A 16,110-nucleotide genomic window follows, 5' to 3' on the forward strand; every position below is an offset into this window, starting at 1 on the left:
GTTTAGCTGGTTCGGGAGTCGGGCGGGGCATCTGTGAAAAGTAGAATTGATTGCGAGCACCGCCGGCATGCGTCGGCGGGCACGGCGTTGTTTTGTCTGACGGCGGGCATGTTGGCCGGCGGCCTCGTTGCCGCGCTTCCAGCCCATGCGGCCAAGGTCTCCGCAACGGGCACGCCGAAGACGAACAACCCGTCCGCTCTCCCGGCAAGTGAAGCTGCTGCCGCGCAAAAGCCGGCCGCCGCCGTGCAGCGGTTCGACATCGACGATTTCGCGATCCAGGGCGCCGAGACGCTCCCGCAGATCGACATCGAAGAGGCGGTGTATCCATATCTCGGGCCGAACAAGAGTGCCGACGACGTCGAAAAGGCGCGGGCGGCACTCGAGAAGGCATATCACGACAGGGGTTATCAGACCGTCAGCGTCTCCGTTCCGCAGCAGAATGCGCAGGCCAGGATGATCACCCTCAAGGTGACGGAGCTGAAGGTCGGCCGTCTGCGGGTCAAGAACGCGCGCTATTTCCGGCTCGACAAGATCGCCGAGGGCGCGGGCTCTCTCAAGGAGGGGACGGTCCCGAACTTCAACGAAGTTACCAAGGATATCGTCGCGCTCAACCAATGGCCCGATCGACGCGTAACTCCCGCCCTGCGCGCCGGTGTGACGCCGGGCACGGTCGACGTCGACCTGAATGTCGAGGACAAGGTCCCGATACATGCCAACGTCGAAGTGAATAACCGCAAGTCCCCCAATACGACGGCGCTGCGCGTCAGCAGCACGGTGCACTACGACAATCTCTGGCAGCTCGGCCACTCCGTCAATTTCAGCTATCAGGTCGCGCCGGAACGTCCGGGCGACGCGGAGGTGTTTTCCGGCTCCTATCTGGCGCGGGTGCAGAACGTCGATTGGCTGAGCGTCCTGTTCTATGGCGTGAAATCGAGCAGCGATGTCGCGACCGTGGGCGGCACGAACGTGATCGGGCCCGGAGAGATCATCGGCAGTCGCGCGGTGATGACGCTGCCGACGCGGGAAAACCTGTTCCATACGCTTTCGGCCGGGGTCGACTACAAGCATTTCGATCAGACCGTGAAGCTCGGCGGTGTCGGCTTCTCGTCTCCGGTCACCTATTATCCGTTTGTCGCAAGTTATGGCGCGACATTCCAGGACGAGGGGTTCACGACCCAGTTCAATGCCGCCGTCACCTACAATCTGCGGCCGCTGGGCGATGGCGTGGTGCCGTTCGACAACAAGCGCTACGCGGCTTCCCCCAGTTTCACCCATTTCAACGTCGATGTCGCGCATACCCAGGAATTGCCGGAAGGCTTCCAGCTCTACGGCAAGGTGCAGGGACAGGTCGCGGACGGACCGCTGGTCTCGAGCGAGCAGTTCAGCGTCGGCGGCCTCGACACCGTGCGCGGCTATCTCGAGTCGGAGACGCTCGGCGACAACGGCGTTGTCGGCAATCTCGAGCTGCGCAGCCCCAATGTGGGCGAGATGCTGCAAAGCCGGATGAAGGACGAGACCGGGCAGAGCAAGGCGCGCTTCACGATCTTCAACGAATGGCGGGCGTTCGCATTTGCGGACGCCGGCATGGCGACCATGCTGAACGCACTTCCCGACCAGCAATCGCAGTTCAATCTGTGGAGCTACGGCGTCGGCAGCCGATTCAAGATGTTCGACTACCTGAACGGCACGCTGGTTTATTCGGTGCCGATGGTCAGTCAGACCTACTCGAGCGCGAGGAGTCCGCGCGTCAATTTCCGAATCTGGGGTGAATTCTGATGACTGCGGGATGGGATCATATGGCTGGCGTGTGCCGATCGGCGCTTCGGCGAGCTCTGACAGGACTGGTGCCAGCGTTGGTTGCGGCCGCAATGTTGTGTCCGTCGCCTGCCAGGGCGTGGTGGAACGACGAGTGGCAGCTCCGCAAGAAGATCACGATCGACGCCAGCGCATCGGGTGCCGGCATTACCGATCCGATCGGGACTGCGCCCGTCCTGGTTCGGCTGCATGTCGGAAATTTCCGCTTTGCATCCGCCAAGGATGACGGCAGCGACCTGCGCTTCGTGGCCGGCGACGACAAGACACCGCTGAAGCACCACATCGAGAAATACGACTCGCTGCTCGGCGAGGCGCTGCTCTGGGTGGCCGTGCCCAACCTTCAGCCCGGCGCCAAGACCGACATCTGGCTCTATTCGGGCAACAAGAAGGCGGTCGCGACCAGCGATCCGAAGGGGACTTACGATCCGGATACGCTGCTGGTCTATCACTTCAACGAACGAGGCACGCCGGCGCTGGACGCGTCGGTCTGGGCCAACAATGCGCAAAGCGTCGGCCAGCCCGCAGACGGCTCGCTGATCGGCACCGGCTTGCGCTTCGACGGTCGCGGCGTGCTGACTCTGCCGGCTGCATCGTCGCTCGCCTTGAGCGACAACGCTGCATTCACATGGTCTGCCTGGATCAAGCCAGGAGCGATGCAGCCCAACGCAGCCCTGTATAGCCGCCGTGACGGCGCCAACGGTCTCGTTATCGGGCTGGATAATGGCGTGCCGTTCGTGGAGGTCACGAACGCGGAGTCCGCGCAACGCAGCGGCACCGCTGCGCCGCTGGCGCCGAATGGCTGGCATCATGTCGCCGTCGTCGCGAACGGCGGCCACGTCGTGCTCTATCTTGATGGTTCACCCTATGCGTCGCTCGCGGCAACGCTGCCGGCGCTTAGCACGAATGCCACGGTCGGGGGCGATGCAGCGCCTGCGTCACCCGTGGCCAGTGCCGCGGCGGCACAGCCATCGTCTGCAGCGGACGGTGCGGCAGCTCCGGATGCGTCAGCCCCGGCACCGGAGGCCGCAACTGTTGCCGCCGCGGCCATGGCCGGCTTCGTCGGCGACATCGACGAACTGCAGTTCGCAAAGGTTGCGCGGTCGCCGGGTTTCATCAAGTTCGTCGCCACCGGGCAGGGACCGAATCAGGCCAAGCTCGTGAGTTTCAGCGTCGACGAGGAGACCGCGAGCTGGCTGTCGGGTTACTTCGCAGTGATCCTGAAATCGGTGACGCTCGACGGCTGGATCGTGATCGGCATCCTGTTGATCCTCGCGGTCGTCAGCTGGGTCGTGATGTACGACAGGGCTTCCTACCTGAACAAGCAAGCCAAGGCCAACGCGCGCTTCATGAAGAGCTTCCGCGAGCTCGCGGCCGATCTCACCATGCTCGATCGCGGCGACGCCGACGAGATCTGGACCCTGGGTGGCCGGATCGACGAAGTCGATGCCAAGATGATGCAGGCGTCGTCGCTCTATCGCATCTACCATATCGGGGCATCGGAGATCCGCCATCGCTTCGCCGGAAAGGGCGAGCGTATCCCGGTGCTCTCGGCCGCGTCGATTGCCGCCATCCGCGCCGCGCTGGACGGCGGCTCGGTGAAGGAGACGCAACGGCTCAACCGGCTCATGGTGGTGCTGACCATCGCGATCTCGGGCGGACCGTTCCTCGGCCTGCTCGGCACCGTCGTTGGCGTCATGATCACCTTCGCCGCCATCGCAGCCAGCGGAGACGTCAACGTCAATGCGATCGCCCCGGGCATCGCCGCCGCGTTGGTCGCGACGGTCGCCGGCCTGGGCGTCGCGATCCCGGCGCTGTTCGGCTACAACTACCTGATCTCCCGCATCAAGGATCTGACCACCGACATCCAGGTCTTCGTCGACGAGTTCGTGACGAAAATGGCGGAGTTCTACTCCGCCGACCAGATCGAACGCAGCATCGCCGCGGAGTAACGACGATGCAGGTCCAGAACGACTCCAAGCCGTATGACGACATCAACATCACTCCGATGCTGGATCTCGCCTACGTGCTGCTGGTGATTTTCATCATCATGACGACGGCGACTGTGCAGGGCCAGAAGGTCAATCTGCCGAAAGCGTCAGCTGCGCCGAGCCTCGCTACCCAGACCACCAAGGCGATCACGGTTGCCAACGACGGCAAGATCTTTCTCGATACGATCCCGGTGACGCTGCCGGAGCTCGAGCAGCGCCTGGTGCAGCAGAAGGCCCTGACGCCGGAATTCCCCGTGGTGCTGCGCGGCGATGCGCAAGCCCAATATCAGAGCGTGATGGACGTGCTCGACCTGCTTGGCCGTGTCGGCCTGACGCAGGTCGGGCTCGCGACCAAGCCGCTTGTGAAGTGACGGAACGAATGGGCACCTCCATGGTTATGCGCGCCGATCCACGAAGGGGAGCCAGGGCCTTGTGGGCATGGCTTCGCGGGATATCGTCCGGTGCGGACCGGGCCGCCGTCGACGTGCCATCGACCCTCGTAAGCGCGCATTCGCTCGAGCCGCGGGCACCGACTGCTGGAATGCGGGAGGTCGAGCAAGCCGGCGTCGGACGAAGCGCGCCCGATATCGGCACGGTGCTTCATTTCCCGATCCGCGGTGAAGCCCTGCTGGTCAAGCTTGCGGACCTGCTGCGCAAGCAAGTCGCGAGCCGCGCGCCCGAGCGCGATCCGCTGCTTCTGGCGATGTCGCGCTGCCCAGGCTCGCGCCTGTCGATCGATCGCGTTGCCTATGTCGACTTCCTGCCCGATCAGGCCACCTATCACGTCGTCATCGAGGCGGCTCCCGATGCCACGATCACGCTGGATACGACCGATTTCGATACGGTCGTGAATTTCGTCGTGCAGTACGTCACCGGCAGGAATTCCGAACCGGTAGCGCTCGAGGCGGTGTCATGACGACACCGAATGAGAAGGGCGGTCCGCGACCGCCAACCTTGCCGCGAGCGAAATCATGGCTGCGTTACGGTGCTGCCCTGGCCATCATCGGCGTCCTTGGCGTCATGATATTCCTGCTCGTCGGCCACGACGACATGCCGCCGCCGCGCCAGGTGCGCGAGCTGACCGTCGTCACGATCACGCCGCCGCCGCCTCCGCCGCCACCTCCACCGCCGCCCGAGCCGAAGATGGTCGAGCAGCCGAAGATGGCGGAGCCCGAATTCAAGGAAGACAAGCCGGTCGAGAAGCCGAAGGACGAGCCGATCAAGGACGCCAAGAACGAAGAGCCGCCGGGTCCGCTGGCACTCGACGCCAAGGCCGTCGGGCCCGGCGACCTGTTCAATCTCGGCAGCAAGGTGGGCGGCAGCCCCTATGGCGGCGGAGGAGGCGGCGGCAGTCGTTGGGGCTGGTATGCCTCCATCGTGCAGTCGCAGATCGAGGCGGCGCTCCGCGCCAACGGCAAGACGCGTAATGCGACGATGCAGGTGCAAATCCGGCTGTGGGCCGATGCGACTGGCCGCGTCAGTCGCATTCAGCTGGTCTCGTCGACCGGCGACGCCGAGCTCGACGCCGCTATCCGCAACGACGTGCTTGGCAGTCTCGTGTTGAGGGAGCCGCCACCCAGGGACATGCCGATGCCGATGGTGACGCGCGTCACGGCGCGCCGGCCAAGCTGATCCGCCGCAACCAATTCGTTCGAGTCGAGTGACTAGCAGAGGACTGGGGACTTATGTTCAAGAAGAAACGCGACGTACGCCGCCTGACGTCGTCGACCGCCATATCGCTGTGTGCGCTTGCCGTCGCGGCGCCCGCTTTTGGCCAGGCCGCACCGGATCAGAGCCCGATGGCGGCGAAGAAGTCCGAAGCCAAGCGTCCCACCGTGTCCGACGCAAAGCCGCTGTCGTCGAACACGACGATCAATCTGGTCAACTTGCTGGTGAAGCAAGGCGTGATCAAGGAGGAGCAGGCCCAGGCGCTGATCAAGCAGGCCGACGACGAAGCCTATGTGTCGCGCCAGGCCACGAAGGACGCCGCCGCCAAGGCCGATGAAGCGGCAAAGGCCGCGACCGCAGCAACTGCGGCTGCCTCGCCGCCCGGCACCCGGCACGTCACGTACGTGCCGGAGGTGGTCAAACGGCAGCTGCGCGAGGAGATCAAGAAGGAAGTGATGGCCAAGGCGCAAAAGGAAAACTGGGCTTCGCCCGGCGCCTATCCGGAGTGGGCGCAGCGGATCCGATTCACGGGCGATATACGCTCGCGCTATCAAGGCAGCTTCTTTCCGGAAGGCAACGATCAGTTTCACGCTTATAATTTCAACGCGATCAATACGGGCTCGCCGTACGATCTCAATAGCAACAGCTTCGCGCCGACCTACAACGCCACGCAGGACCGGCACCAGGCCCGGCTTCGCGCCCGCCTGGGCATGGAGGCCGACATCTTCAATGGGTTTACCGCGGGCATACGCATCGCGACGGGAGAGAACAGTTCGCCGGTCTCCACCAATCAGTCGCTTGGCGCGAACGGCGGCAACTTCTCGAAATACGCGCTGTGGCTCGATCGGGGCTATCTCAAGCATCAATCCTGGGATGGAAACCTGTCGGTGTCCGTCGGCCGCTTCGACAATCCGTTCTGGTCGCCGACCGATCTCGTCTGGCACAAGGATCTCGGCTTCGACGGCCTCGCCGTGCAAGGAAAGTATGAGATCGCCAAGGACGTCACGCCGTTCGCGGTAGCCGGTGCGTTCCCGATCTACAATACCGACTTCAACATCGGTACCAATTTCGATGCGAACACCGGCGGGGTCACGAAGTTCGCCAGCCACGACAAATGGCTGTTCGGCGGCCAGGCGGGCGTGGCGGCGCGCCTCAGCTCCGAAACCTCGATGCGCGTCGCCGCCGCCTATTACGATTTCTCCAATGTCCAGGGACGCTTCTCCAGCCCTTGTCTGGTGCAGTCATCGTCGGATCTGTGCGACAGCGATGTGACCCGGCCGTCGTTCGCCCAGAAGGGCAACACCTATACGACGCTGCGCAATATCGTCTCCGACCCGGCGGTGGCCGTGCCGCCGCTCTTTCAATATTTTGGTCTGGTCGGGCAGTATCGGCCTGTCGTCGGCAGCGTACAGTTCGATCTCGGCCATTTCCACCCGGTGCATATCGTGCTCGACGGCGAGTACGTCTGGAACAGCGCGTTTGACCGCAATCTGATGAATCGATATGCCGTCAACAACCGCGGGCCCGATGTCGCGGCCGGTGTGCCAGGTGCCTTCAACGGCGGAAATCAGGGATGGCTCGGCCGCGTCACCGTCGGCCATAGGCAGATCAAGCATCTCTGGGATTGGAACGTGCATGCGGGTTACAAATATCTGCAATCCGACGCCACCATCGACGCGTTCGTCGATTCTGATTTCGGGCTCGGCGGCACCAATCTCAAGGGTTACTTCGTCGGTGGCAATGTCGGACTCAGCGATGACGTGTGGGCCAGCGTCCGCTGGCTGAGCGCGAACAACATCGCAGGCGTGCCTTACGCCGTCGATGTCCTGCAAGTCGATCTGAACGCGAGGTTCTGATCATGCTTTCCCGGATTACCGGTCTCGTGGCGGCCGTAATCGCGACCGCGATGTTCTGTGGCGAGGTTCATGCCGAAAGCGAGACCGACCGCTTGCGCGAGGCGCTGCGCAGCGCCATCGCGCAGGCGCGGCAGATGGAGGACCAGCGCACGGCGCTGCAGGCGAAGATCGCGGACGCAGACCGCGAGAAGGCGGCCCTGAAGGCGCAGATCGATGCGGCCAAGGCGGAAGCGAAGCAACTTCAGAAGCAGCATCGCGAAGCAGTCGACGAATTCAATCAGCGTCTGGAGGAGCGCAACCAGACGCTGGAGAAGTGGAAGGTCGCTTACGAGGAGGCCGCCACCGTCGCCCGCACCAAGGACGCAGAGCGTGCCAAGTTCGAAGGCGAGGCGGCGGCGTTCAAGGCCAGCACCAAGAGCTGCCAGGCCAAGAACGTGCAACTCGTCAATGTCGGCCGCGACATTCTCAATCGATATCGCAGCCTGACACTGGGCGACGCCGCAGTCGCGAGCGAGCCGCTGACGGGTCTAGGCCGCGTCGGCGCGCAGAATTTCGTCCAGGAAAGTGTCGACAAGCTGCTTGACCAGAAGGCAACACCATGAACCGTCCCAACGTCATCCGATCGTCGAGATCGACCCTTGTTGTCGGAGCTGCCGTGGCGATCTTGAGCCTGTCGGTGGAGACGGCATTTGCCCAGACCGCGCCGGCGCCTCAACGTCCGGCTCAACCCGCGGTGAAGCCGAAGCCGGCGGCTCCCGCCGCGACAGCGCCGATGTCGGCGACCCCCGCACCGTCGACCCAGGGGCTTGCTTCCGCCAGGACGACCGGCGGCGACGATGTCATCGCCCGGGTCGGCGATGCCAATATTTCGGCGGAGGAGCTCCGCGCTTACGTCGGCGCGCTGGGAGCGCGCGAGCAAGCGGCGCTCGCGAAGGACCCGGCGCTGCTGAGCCAGGCGGTTCGCATGCTGCTCGCCAACCGGCTGGTCTTGCAGGAGGTGATCACCAAGAAGTGGGATCAGCAGCCCAAAGTCGCGGCGCAGCTCGATCGCGTGCGCGAGAACGCCGTGGTCGAGATCTATCTGCAATCGGTGTCGACGCCTCCAGAGAGTTTCCCGAGCGAGGACGAGGTCCAAAAGGTCTACGACGCCAACCGCGGCGCCTTGCTGGTGCCTCGTCAGTTCCACCTCGCGCAGATTTTCGTCGCAGCGACCGAGGGCGACAAAGCGGCTGACGACAAAGCGAAGAAGGCGATCGAGGCAATCCAGGCGAAGCTGAAGGCGCCAGGCGCCGATTTCGGCGCGATTGCACAGGCGGAGAGCGATTCAAAAGGCGGCGGCGATCTCGGCTGGGTGGCCGACAACCAGATCCGGCCGGAGATCAAGGCGCAGGTGCAGGGACTGGCCAGGAATACGATCTCGGAGCCCGTCCGGCTCGACGATGGCTGGCACATCATCAAGCTGATCGACACGAAGGCGGCGTACACCCGGACCTTGCCCGAAGTGCGCGATCAGCTGGTGCAGCAGATGCGCAGCGAGCGGGCCACCGCGCTGCGGCGGGCCTATCTCGCTGAATTGCTCAAGCAGAACCCGCCCATTCTCAACGAGCTTGCCCTTTCGGGTTTGCTCGACAATTCCCGGAAATGAGTCGCAGTGGAGTTAGCAATGTCCAATACAATTATCGTCAAGCTCACCATTAATGATCTGCGTTCAGCACTGCAACAGGTCGGTTACCGCGTGGAGGAGCTCACCGATCCCGTGGTCAATCTGACCTATCTCCGTTCGGCAACTGGCGGTCTGACCTTCGACATTCGTCCGGGGAATTGGCTCGCGGACGCGGAGAGTTTCGTCGATGCAGCCCTTACTGCGGTGCTCCAGGTTCAGGGCGAGCTTCCACTCGATCTGGTCAATCGCTGGAACGCGACGCGCCGGTTTGCGCGTCTTCAACTCAGCCAGCAGTTCCTCGTGCTTTCCCTGGATGTCTCGGTCGCGGGCGGCGTGACCGCGGACCATCTGCGCGCGCAGATCGACATCTGGGATCGCCTGGTCCAGGAGCTGATCGTTTATTTGCGCGATGAACTTCGCGAGCTGTCGGCCAGGAAGGGAACGACGGCGCCGGTCGAACAGGCAGCCGGATACGAGAACGCCGACGTCAGCGGCCAGGCGGCCGCTCTTCAGTAGCGCGTTGCGATGTCCTCGAGGCGTTCGGAAAGAGTTCGCGCGCAAGTCCAGCGAGACATGTTGACGATGGCCGACCGTGAATTCCGCGCAACGTGGTGGAATAGAATCGCGGGTTCGCTGGCTGCGGCGGCCGGTTTGCTTGTCGCCGGAGCTGGCGTCGACGCATCGCCCGTTGCCGCGGATAGGAGCGACTACCGTGCGGCCGATGCAGCTCCGCCGGCTTGGCAGGCGTTCGCAGGGCGATTGAAGGAGAAGATCGAGCAGCGACTGGCGTCCGACGACGTAAGGGCACGACATCTCCAGGAGTACCTGGACCGCCGCGTCACAGGCGGCGATGCGGCGCCTGTGACATTCGTTCTGCGAGCTTGGGTATCGTCGGACGGTCGGCTGCATCGCGTCGAGCTCGACGGACTCGATGACCCCAAGGCTTCCGTCGGGCTTCGGGCCTTGCTGACCGGAGGAAATGTTGGTGTGCCACCGCCCGAGATGCTGCAACCGCTGCACTTGCGGTTCTCGCTGCGGGCAACGGATCGATTGCAGCAGGAGAAATAGAAAATGTCGGCCCGCAACGGGAGCGCTGGCTTGGCGCGGTCAATGATGTCGTTCCCGTCGACGGCTTTGGTCCCGGGATTGCTTCTGCTCGCCCAACTGTTTACGGCAGGCGCTCGCGCCGAGACGAACTCGGCACCGAAAACGGTCGACGCTCGTCACGCTGCGGTCGAAGCGCTGCCACCGCGGGCCCCCGATGCGGGTTCGCGTTATCGCGCCCTGATTGAAAAGGAGGCCGCGCAGGCCGGTCTCGCGCCCGAGATCGCCGAGGCGGTGATGGCTGTGGAGAGCGGATATGATCCTCGGGCCGTCGGCGGGGTCGGCGAAGTCGGCTTGATGCAAATCCTGCCCTCGACGGCACGCATGCTCGGTTTCTCCGGCACGCTGGCCGATCTGGCCGTGCCCGAGATCAACATCCATTACGGTGTCGTCTATCTTGCGAAGGCCTGGCGCCTCGCCGGCGGCGACCTCTGTACCGCCGCGATGAAATATCGCGCCGGCCATGGCGAAACGCGCTTCTCATTCCTTTCGGTGAACTACTGCATGGCGGTGCGTTCCAAGCTCACCGCTCGCGGCTTTCGCGTGACCGGCAGTGTTCCCGTGCCGACGTTTGGCGAGCCGGCTCCATCGGGCCGCGGCTGCGGGCGGAAATGTGTGGGCTTATCGCGAACGGGCACGGTGAATATTGTTGCGCTCAACACCCAGCTCAGCGCGCTCGTTGCGCAGGCGCGGGCAGGGCGATAGGGGCCGTGCGCACGAACGGATTGTCCGGGTGAGCCAGTTCGCGCCCACTCTTTGGAAGAGGAGATCGCGATGCGGCTGGTAGCGCCGTCGTTCGTTCTGACAGCCTGTCTCCTGTCACAAGCCGTGGCCGAAGAGCAGGTCAACATTCTTCCGCCGATCGTAATCGGAAGCAGCGCACCCAGGATCGCTCCTGATGGCCGCATGTCGGCCCCGCCCAATGGCAGCCGCGCGCCGGCCTTGCCCGACAGATGCGTAGAGGTAGAAATCGGTTCCAGCCGATCGATGGACTGTCTCAACCAGAAGCTCAGGAGGGAGGTCGATCGAGTCAATCCGAGCATCAATCTGCCGCCCATCGATGCCAGATCGCCTGACCCCAAGCTCGGGGTCGTCAACATCCCCGGTGTTCAGCAGCAATATGGCCGGAACTTCGGAGTTTCCGTCACTCCCTACCGGCCGCCGCCGCCGGTGTTCTCCTCGCCGATCGGGCATCGATGAAGGGATCCAAGGCCTGTTAGCGGCATCGTGCTCCGAGAGCGTCTCAGCTCACGCGACGGTTTGCTGACGAAGCAATCAGATTCCCACGGCGGAGCTGCTTTGGATGCTTCGCGAAGCTGTCACCGGGGCCCGGCGCAGTCATGAAATCTGCTATTCCCGGGGTGGACTTGAACGACTATAGGGTCCGCATGTTATCTCACCGCTTTTCCGTGGCCCCCATGATGCGATCCACCATTGACGTGGATCAATCGCGACGCTTGCCGGCGGCGCCCAGCTACGCATGGCCGAGCAGCTGACCTGATGCAGCTGTGGCGACGCAGTCGTTTCGGAACTCGGTGATCGAAGACCAGGACCAGCCAGTTGCAATGCGGTGGGCGCTATGATGCTTCAGTTTCTCGTCGGCACGCTTGTTAGCCTGGTCGGTATCGGGCTGCACGCACTGGTGACCGTCGTCGCGGTCGGTATAGCCCGCAGCGCAGGTTTGCGTCACACGACGCGGCCGGGATCGCACTTGATGGGCGTGATGATGGCCACCGCCGTGGTGCTGATGGTCGCGCACACACTCGAAGTCCTCGTGTGGGCCGCGACTTACGGCATTGTCGGCGCGGCGAGTGTCGAAAACGGACTGCTCTATTTTGCCTTCGTCAATTATACAACTCTCGGCTACGGTGATGTCACGCCCGTTCGCGAGTGGCGACTCATTGGCCCACTGACAGCTATGAACGGGGTGCTGCTGTTTGGATGGTCGGCGGCCGTGCTGTTCGAGGTCCTGCGCAAGACGCTCGACCATCTCGAAGCCGTCAAGGCATCTGGACCGGTTCGGGGTAATCCGAGCATCGCAACGGAGCGGCGTGGATGATGTGACGGGATCGGGACTCATCGCCGATTTCCTGTTCGGCTTGGGCGATCTGTTCGCGATCATCAACCCGTACGGGCTCGCTTTCATGGCGCGGCTGTTCGGCGAGGAGGCACCGGTGACGAGACTGTCAGCATTCCTGCTGCTTTGCATGGGCGTTCAAATCATCGTCACCAGGCGTTTTGGAGGTCGCGCGATCTCTATCGACGACGCGTCACGTGCCGTCCAGTAGACGCTGATCCGGGTGCAAGTCGAACCAAGATCAAGGCTGCAGATCGAGACTGGCGAGCTGGTTCCGGTCGAGCAACACGATCTGCCGTTGGGTGTTGCCGATGAAGCCGAGGATGCCGAGCTCGTGCAGGCGCGACAGAGCGCGTGAGACGGTCTCCAGCGTCAGGCCGAGATAGTCGGCAATATCGCGTCGCGACATCGGGAGCGCGATGACGCCCGCCGCCGTCAGCCGCTTGTCCATTTCGAGCAGGAACGCCGCGACCCGCTCCAGCGAGGTCTTGCGGCCGAGCAACAGCATGTGGTCTTCCGCATGCTGGAGGTTGTTCGTGGTCATGCTGAGCAGGTTTCTGGCTACCATGGCATCGCTTTCGGCCACCGTTTCAAGACTTTGCCGCTTGATCAGGCGCACCGTGGTGTCGACGACCGCTTCCGTCGTGAATCGATGCTCCCCACCGTTCTCGAGCCCAAAGATGTCGCCGATGAGGTGGAATGCGCCGATCTGCCGGCGACCATCGGACAACAGCTTGTAGCTTCGCACCGCGCCCGCCTTGACCTGATAGACATATTCGGCGGGCTCTTTTTCACCGTAAATCTCGGTGCCTTTTCTGTACGAAAATTCGCTTAAACTGACGAGCGCATTTGAATCGCTGGTCATGCCGAGGTCACGGAGGGAATTGGGACGCAGTGCGGAATCGGTTGTGATGCGAACAAACATAGGCCAAGTCCTCAGCTCATCGCCGAATTTGGTCCGTTCGACGAGTATTTTCGCTGCTGGGAATGCGCCGCGCTGTCCCGCTCCCGCCGGGTTGATTTACCCCCAAGGCAGTATTTCAATCCATTGTCCCTAGGTTCATTGTACCAAGGGACAGCTTCTGGCGCTTGGTGCGCAGAATGAGAAAGCGCTGCCGCTGCGGGGATTTGGCTCATTGCAAGCAGATATTTCGGTTCTCAAACTGTTGAAGCTGACTTTGTCGAGCGAGAGGACGTCAATGGTCCTCGCTGGAACTGGGCGAGAGGTTGAAGGTGCCGGGTTTCGTTCACGTGGTTGATGACGACGAGTCCTTTCGGACTGCGATAGCACGGCGTCTGAAGCTCGCGGGCTATGAGGTCGCGACCTATGCGTCGGCGCTGGAGTTGGAGGAGTCTGCGCTGGATCCCGAGCAGGCCGGATGCATTCTGCTCGACGTGCGCATACCAGGATTGAGCGGCCCCGATTTGCAGGCGCGATTGATCGCGTCCGGCTCGACGCTGCCGATCATCTTCCTGACGGGGCATGCAGACACGCCGACCACCGTGCGGGCGATCAAGGCAGGTGCGGAAGACTTCCTGACCAAGCCGATATCCTCCGAGCAGTTGATCGATGCGATCGAACGCGCTCTGGCGGGTCAGCGGACGGCGCGCGCCCAGCGCAGCAAGCTGGAGACGTTTCGGACTCATCTGGCCACGCTGACGCAACGCGAGGGACAAGTGTTCAATCTCATCGTGCGCGGCCGGATCAACAAGCAGATTGCGCATGAACTCGGGACGACCGAACGCACCGTGAAAGCCCACCGCCATCAGGTGATGGAGAAGATGCAGGTTCATTCGCTTGCGGAACTCGTTTCGATCGCGGAACGGCTCGGAATGCTCGGTACGAACGAGCATTAGCTGCGTCGTCACCGCAAGCTCGGTTCCCACGGTGTGATTGCCCCAAAGGACAATATCGAGGCGTGTTGACAGTGCACGGCGAGGCGTGCGCAATGATGCACAGGCGCCGGGTCGGCAACGCAAAGCAAGCGTGTGCAGTATCCCACCGCCGTCACAGCCCTCGCAGTTCGTTCATCTCCCGAAAGGCAGATCGCCTTGCCGCTATGCCCGTCCGTTTTTGTCGTCGATGACGATCAGTCCATGCGGACCAGCCTGAGCAGGTTGCTGCGTGGGCACGGTTTCGACGCCACGCTGTTCGACTCCGCTAGGGCCTTGCTCCAGCACGGCAAATTCTACACCGCGATCTGCATCGTCCTCGACATCGATCTTGGTGGAAAATCCGGCATCGACGTCCGGCGAAGACTGGCTGAGCAGGGCGTCACCGCACCGGTAATCTACATTACCGGCAACGACAGCCCCGCGAACCGCGCTGCGGCGCTTGGGTCCGGCTGCATCGCCTATCTGATCAAGCCCTTTACGGGCAAGTCACTGATCGAGTCCGTCGAACGCGCCGGCACCTCGTAAGATCGACTCCGGCCGTTATTCGTCGATCTGCTGCTCGAGCGTCCTGGCTGGCGTTCCCTTGTGGACTGAGGCGAATTGCGCCAGCGGAATCGAAGTCGTCAGGGCCAGGAGGTTCGAATCGACGAGTTCGAGCGTCAGGGTCTTGCCGGATTCCATTTCCCTGATGATCTTCGGCGCCGCCACATCGGCGGCGATGCACAGATTGGTGAGACACCAGGTATAGGGCAGGCGGAAGGGCGCGCCCTGGTCGACGCTCAACTTCGGTGAGTGTTGCAGGTACATGCCGACAGGCACGAACAGTTGCAGCCGGGCCGTGGCGGCGTCTTCGCGTTCGATCAGATCGACGCGCACGGCCGTCTGTCCGGTCGCGAATTGGCCGGTGATCGAGGTCCGGCACAGCGTGGGCGCGCCGCCGGCCTTGAAGCAGAGCTTCTGCCAACCGCCGTAGCTGATGTCCTTTGCTTCACGCTGACCACGTGTGGCGACTTCGGCCGCCGGCTTCTCGCCGTGGGCGCCCTTCGGTGCGGCATGGCCGGGCGCTGCCGTGGCGCCGGCGATGGTGATAAGCAAAAGAATGGCAAGGCAGTCACGGGCATCGGGCATGATTTCACCTACGGATCTGGCATCTATTTCAGCGCGTCGAGGAACGTCGTTACCAGCGGCGACCAGAGCGGGATGGCATCCCTCGAGCCGATGAAGAAATGGCCTTCATTGCCGAACGGCGGCATCAGGTGGTACTTGGCCCGGCCGCCGGCGGCGGTGAAAGCCGTATGCATGCGCTTCGACAGGTCGGGGCCGAAGAAAGTGTCGTTCTCGATGTAGATCCACAGCATCGGCACACGCGATGTGCGGCCGAAATCCGCGGTGGCCTCAACCAGCCTGTCGGGGGCGCAGTTGTTGTTCGGCTTGCCGCCGACGCGTCCACCACGACCCGCAGCGAAGGTGATGATGGCCTTCACCTGCGGCGGGTTCATGCTCGACAAGGCGATCGAGGCCCAGCCACCGGCGGACTGCCCGATCACGATCACGTCCTTGGGGATGATGCGCTTTTCGGCGGCCAGATAGTCGATGATATCGAGGTCGACCTTGGCGACCGCGAGCCCGGCGTCGTGGAAATTGGGATTGCTGCACTTGCCGATCTTGGAAAAGAATGGTCCGTAGATCGCGCGCTCGGGAATGTCGATGGCGACTGCGCCATAGCCGGAGCCGACCGGCGCCACCACGAGGTAGCCGCGCCTTGCGAACCATTGGGCGGCGTCGCGAAATTCGACCAACGGAAAGAAGCTGCGGTCGGTCGGGTTGAGCGAGACGCCGTGGTTCATGATCACGAGCGGGAAGGGACCGTCGCCGACGGGACGCACCAGATAGGCGAACATCGGAAGCGGTAGTGGCAGCGCCCATATCTCTTCCTGGATGAGGACGTCATCCGCCGCGCGCGCGACCGCGGCGAAAGCGGCCCAAGCGAACAATATGGCCGCAAAACATCCCAGCACCGATCTGGCCGGTCGCCGCATCATG

General features: G+C 63.1%; 19 protein-coding genes. 16 read left to right on the forward strand and 3 right to left on the reverse strand.

The features are described 5' to 3' along the window. The first annotated feature begins 108 nt into the window (after window positions 1-108). The 14 genes from BM190_RS03555 (at window position 109) to BM190_RS40215 (ending at window position 12,382) form a co-directional block, all read left to right on the forward strand. Complete coding sequence (locus BM190_RS03555; RefSeq protein ID WP_092252975.1) at window positions 109-1,776, forward strand: ShlB/FhaC/HecB family hemolysin secretion/activation protein; 1,668 nt, start codon at window positions 109-111, stop codon at window positions 1,774-1,776. After that, window positions 1,776-3,764, forward strand: a complete 1,989-nt coding sequence (locus BM190_RS03560) for a MotA/TolQ/ExbB proton channel family protein (protein WP_177236894.1) — start codon at window positions 1,776-1,778, stop codon at window positions 3,762-3,764. Before BM190_RS03555 ends, BM190_RS03560 begins: the two co-directional genes overlap by 1 nt. 5 nt (window positions 3,765-3,769) lie before the next feature. After that, window positions 3,770-4,174, forward strand: coding sequence for an ExbD/TolR family protein (locus tag BM190_RS03565; protein ID WP_018319914.1), 405 nt, complete (start codon window positions 3,770-3,772; stop codon window positions 4,172-4,174). Window positions 4,175-4,233: 59 nt separating this feature from the next. Further along, a complete protein-coding gene (locus tag BM190_RS03570) occupies window positions 4,234-4,719 on the forward strand; it encodes a hypothetical protein (protein WP_244550576.1) in 486 nt (161 codons plus the stop codon). Beyond that, a complete protein-coding gene (locus BM190_RS03575; RefSeq protein ID WP_092252035.1) occupies window positions 4,716-5,435 on the forward strand; it encodes a TonB C-terminal domain-containing protein in 720 nt (239 codons plus the stop codon). The genes BM190_RS03570 and BM190_RS03575 overlap by 4 nt, the downstream gene beginning before the upstream one ends. A gap of 53 nt (window positions 5,436-5,488) precedes the next feature. Further along, window positions 5,489-7,327 (forward strand): putative porin, encoded by a 1,839-nt coding sequence (locus BM190_RS03580; protein ID WP_092252037.1) that lies wholly within the window; start codon window positions 5,489-5,491, stop codon window positions 7,325-7,327. A 2-nt stretch (window positions 7,328-7,329) separates the two neighbouring features. After that, complete coding sequence (locus BM190_RS03585) at window positions 7,330-7,929, forward strand: hypothetical protein (RefSeq protein WP_244550577.1); 600 nt, start codon at window positions 7,330-7,332, stop codon at window positions 7,927-7,929. Next, a complete protein-coding gene (locus tag BM190_RS03590; protein WP_210311194.1) occupies window positions 7,926-8,972 on the forward strand; it encodes a peptidylprolyl isomerase in 1,047 nt (348 codons plus the stop codon). The genes BM190_RS03585 and BM190_RS03590 overlap by 4 nt, the downstream gene beginning before the upstream one ends. Before the next feature lie 18 nt (window positions 8,973-8,990). Then, window positions 8,991-9,506: a YbjN domain-containing protein gene (locus tag BM190_RS03595; protein WP_092252041.1), complete on the forward strand. Its 516-nt coding sequence runs from the start codon at window positions 8,991-8,993 to the stop codon at window positions 9,504-9,506. A 66-nt stretch (window positions 9,507-9,572) separates the two neighbouring features. Continuing rightward, window positions 9,573-10,058: a hypothetical protein gene (locus BM190_RS03600; protein ID WP_143109000.1), complete on the forward strand. Its 486-nt coding sequence runs from the start codon at window positions 9,573-9,575 to the stop codon at window positions 10,056-10,058. 96 nt (window positions 10,059-10,154) lie between these two features. Then, window positions 10,155-10,799: a transglycosylase SLT domain-containing protein gene (locus BM190_RS03605; protein ID WP_092252979.1), complete on the forward strand. Its 645-nt coding sequence runs from the start codon at window positions 10,155-10,157 to the stop codon at window positions 10,797-10,799. Between the two features lie 69 nt (window positions 10,800-10,868). Beyond that, window positions 10,869-11,294 (forward strand): hypothetical protein, encoded by a 426-nt coding sequence (locus BM190_RS41000; protein ID WP_244550578.1) that lies wholly within the window; start codon window positions 10,869-10,871, stop codon window positions 11,292-11,294. Between the two features lie 379 nt (window positions 11,295-11,673). Continuing rightward, on the forward strand, window positions 11,674-12,153 hold the full coding sequence (locus BM190_RS03615) for a potassium channel family protein (RefSeq protein WP_092252047.1): 480 nt from the start codon (window positions 11,674-11,676) through the stop codon (window positions 12,151-12,153). Next, window positions 12,146-12,382: a hypothetical protein gene (locus BM190_RS40215; RefSeq protein WP_092252049.1), complete on the forward strand. Its 237-nt coding sequence runs from the start codon at window positions 12,146-12,148 to the stop codon at window positions 12,380-12,382. The genes BM190_RS03615 and BM190_RS40215 overlap by 8 nt, the downstream gene beginning before the upstream one ends. A gap of 30 nt (window positions 12,383-12,412) precedes the next feature. Here BM190_RS40215 and BM190_RS03625 read toward each other — a convergent pair whose 3' ends face one another. Next, window positions 12,413-13,096: a helix-turn-helix domain-containing protein gene (locus BM190_RS03625; protein ID WP_092252051.1), complete on the reverse strand. Its 684-nt coding sequence runs from the start codon at window positions 13,094-13,096 to the stop codon at window positions 12,413-12,415. A 308-nt stretch (window positions 13,097-13,404) separates the two neighbouring features. On the opposite strand from BM190_RS03625, the gene BM190_RS03630 reads away from it, so the two are divergent. Both BM190_RS03630 and BM190_RS03635 read left to right on the forward strand, forming a co-directional pair. Continuing rightward, complete coding sequence (locus BM190_RS03630; protein ID WP_092252981.1) at window positions 13,405-14,028, forward strand: response regulator transcription factor; 624 nt, start codon at window positions 13,405-13,407, stop codon at window positions 14,026-14,028. A gap of 195 nt (window positions 14,029-14,223) precedes the next feature. After that, window positions 14,224-14,592, forward strand: a complete 369-nt coding sequence (locus BM190_RS03635) for a response regulator (RefSeq protein WP_283806118.1) — start codon at window positions 14,224-14,226, stop codon at window positions 14,590-14,592. Between the two features lie 15 nt (window positions 14,593-14,607). Here BM190_RS03635 and BM190_RS03640 read toward each other — a convergent pair whose 3' ends face one another. Together BM190_RS03640 and BM190_RS03645 are read right to left on the reverse strand one after the other, a co-directional pair. Further along, window positions 14,608-15,195 carry an invasion associated locus B family protein gene (locus tag BM190_RS03640; RefSeq protein ID WP_092252055.1) on the reverse strand — a complete coding sequence of 196 codons (588 nt, stop codon included), beginning with the start codon at window positions 15,193-15,195 and terminating at the stop codon, window positions 14,608-14,610. Window positions 15,196-15,218: 23 nt separating this feature from the next. Beyond that, complete coding sequence (locus BM190_RS03645) at window positions 15,219-16,109, reverse strand: alpha/beta hydrolase family protein (protein WP_502686975.1); 891 nt, start codon at window positions 16,107-16,109, stop codon at window positions 15,219-15,221. Window position 16,110 lies beyond the last annotated feature (1 nt).

Origin of the sequence: Bradyrhizobium sp. Rc3b (genome assembly GCF_900114915.1) — a bacterium.
In the GTDB taxonomy this organism is placed as follows: Bacteria; Pseudomonadota; Alphaproteobacteria; order Rhizobiales; family Xanthobacteraceae; genus Bradyrhizobium.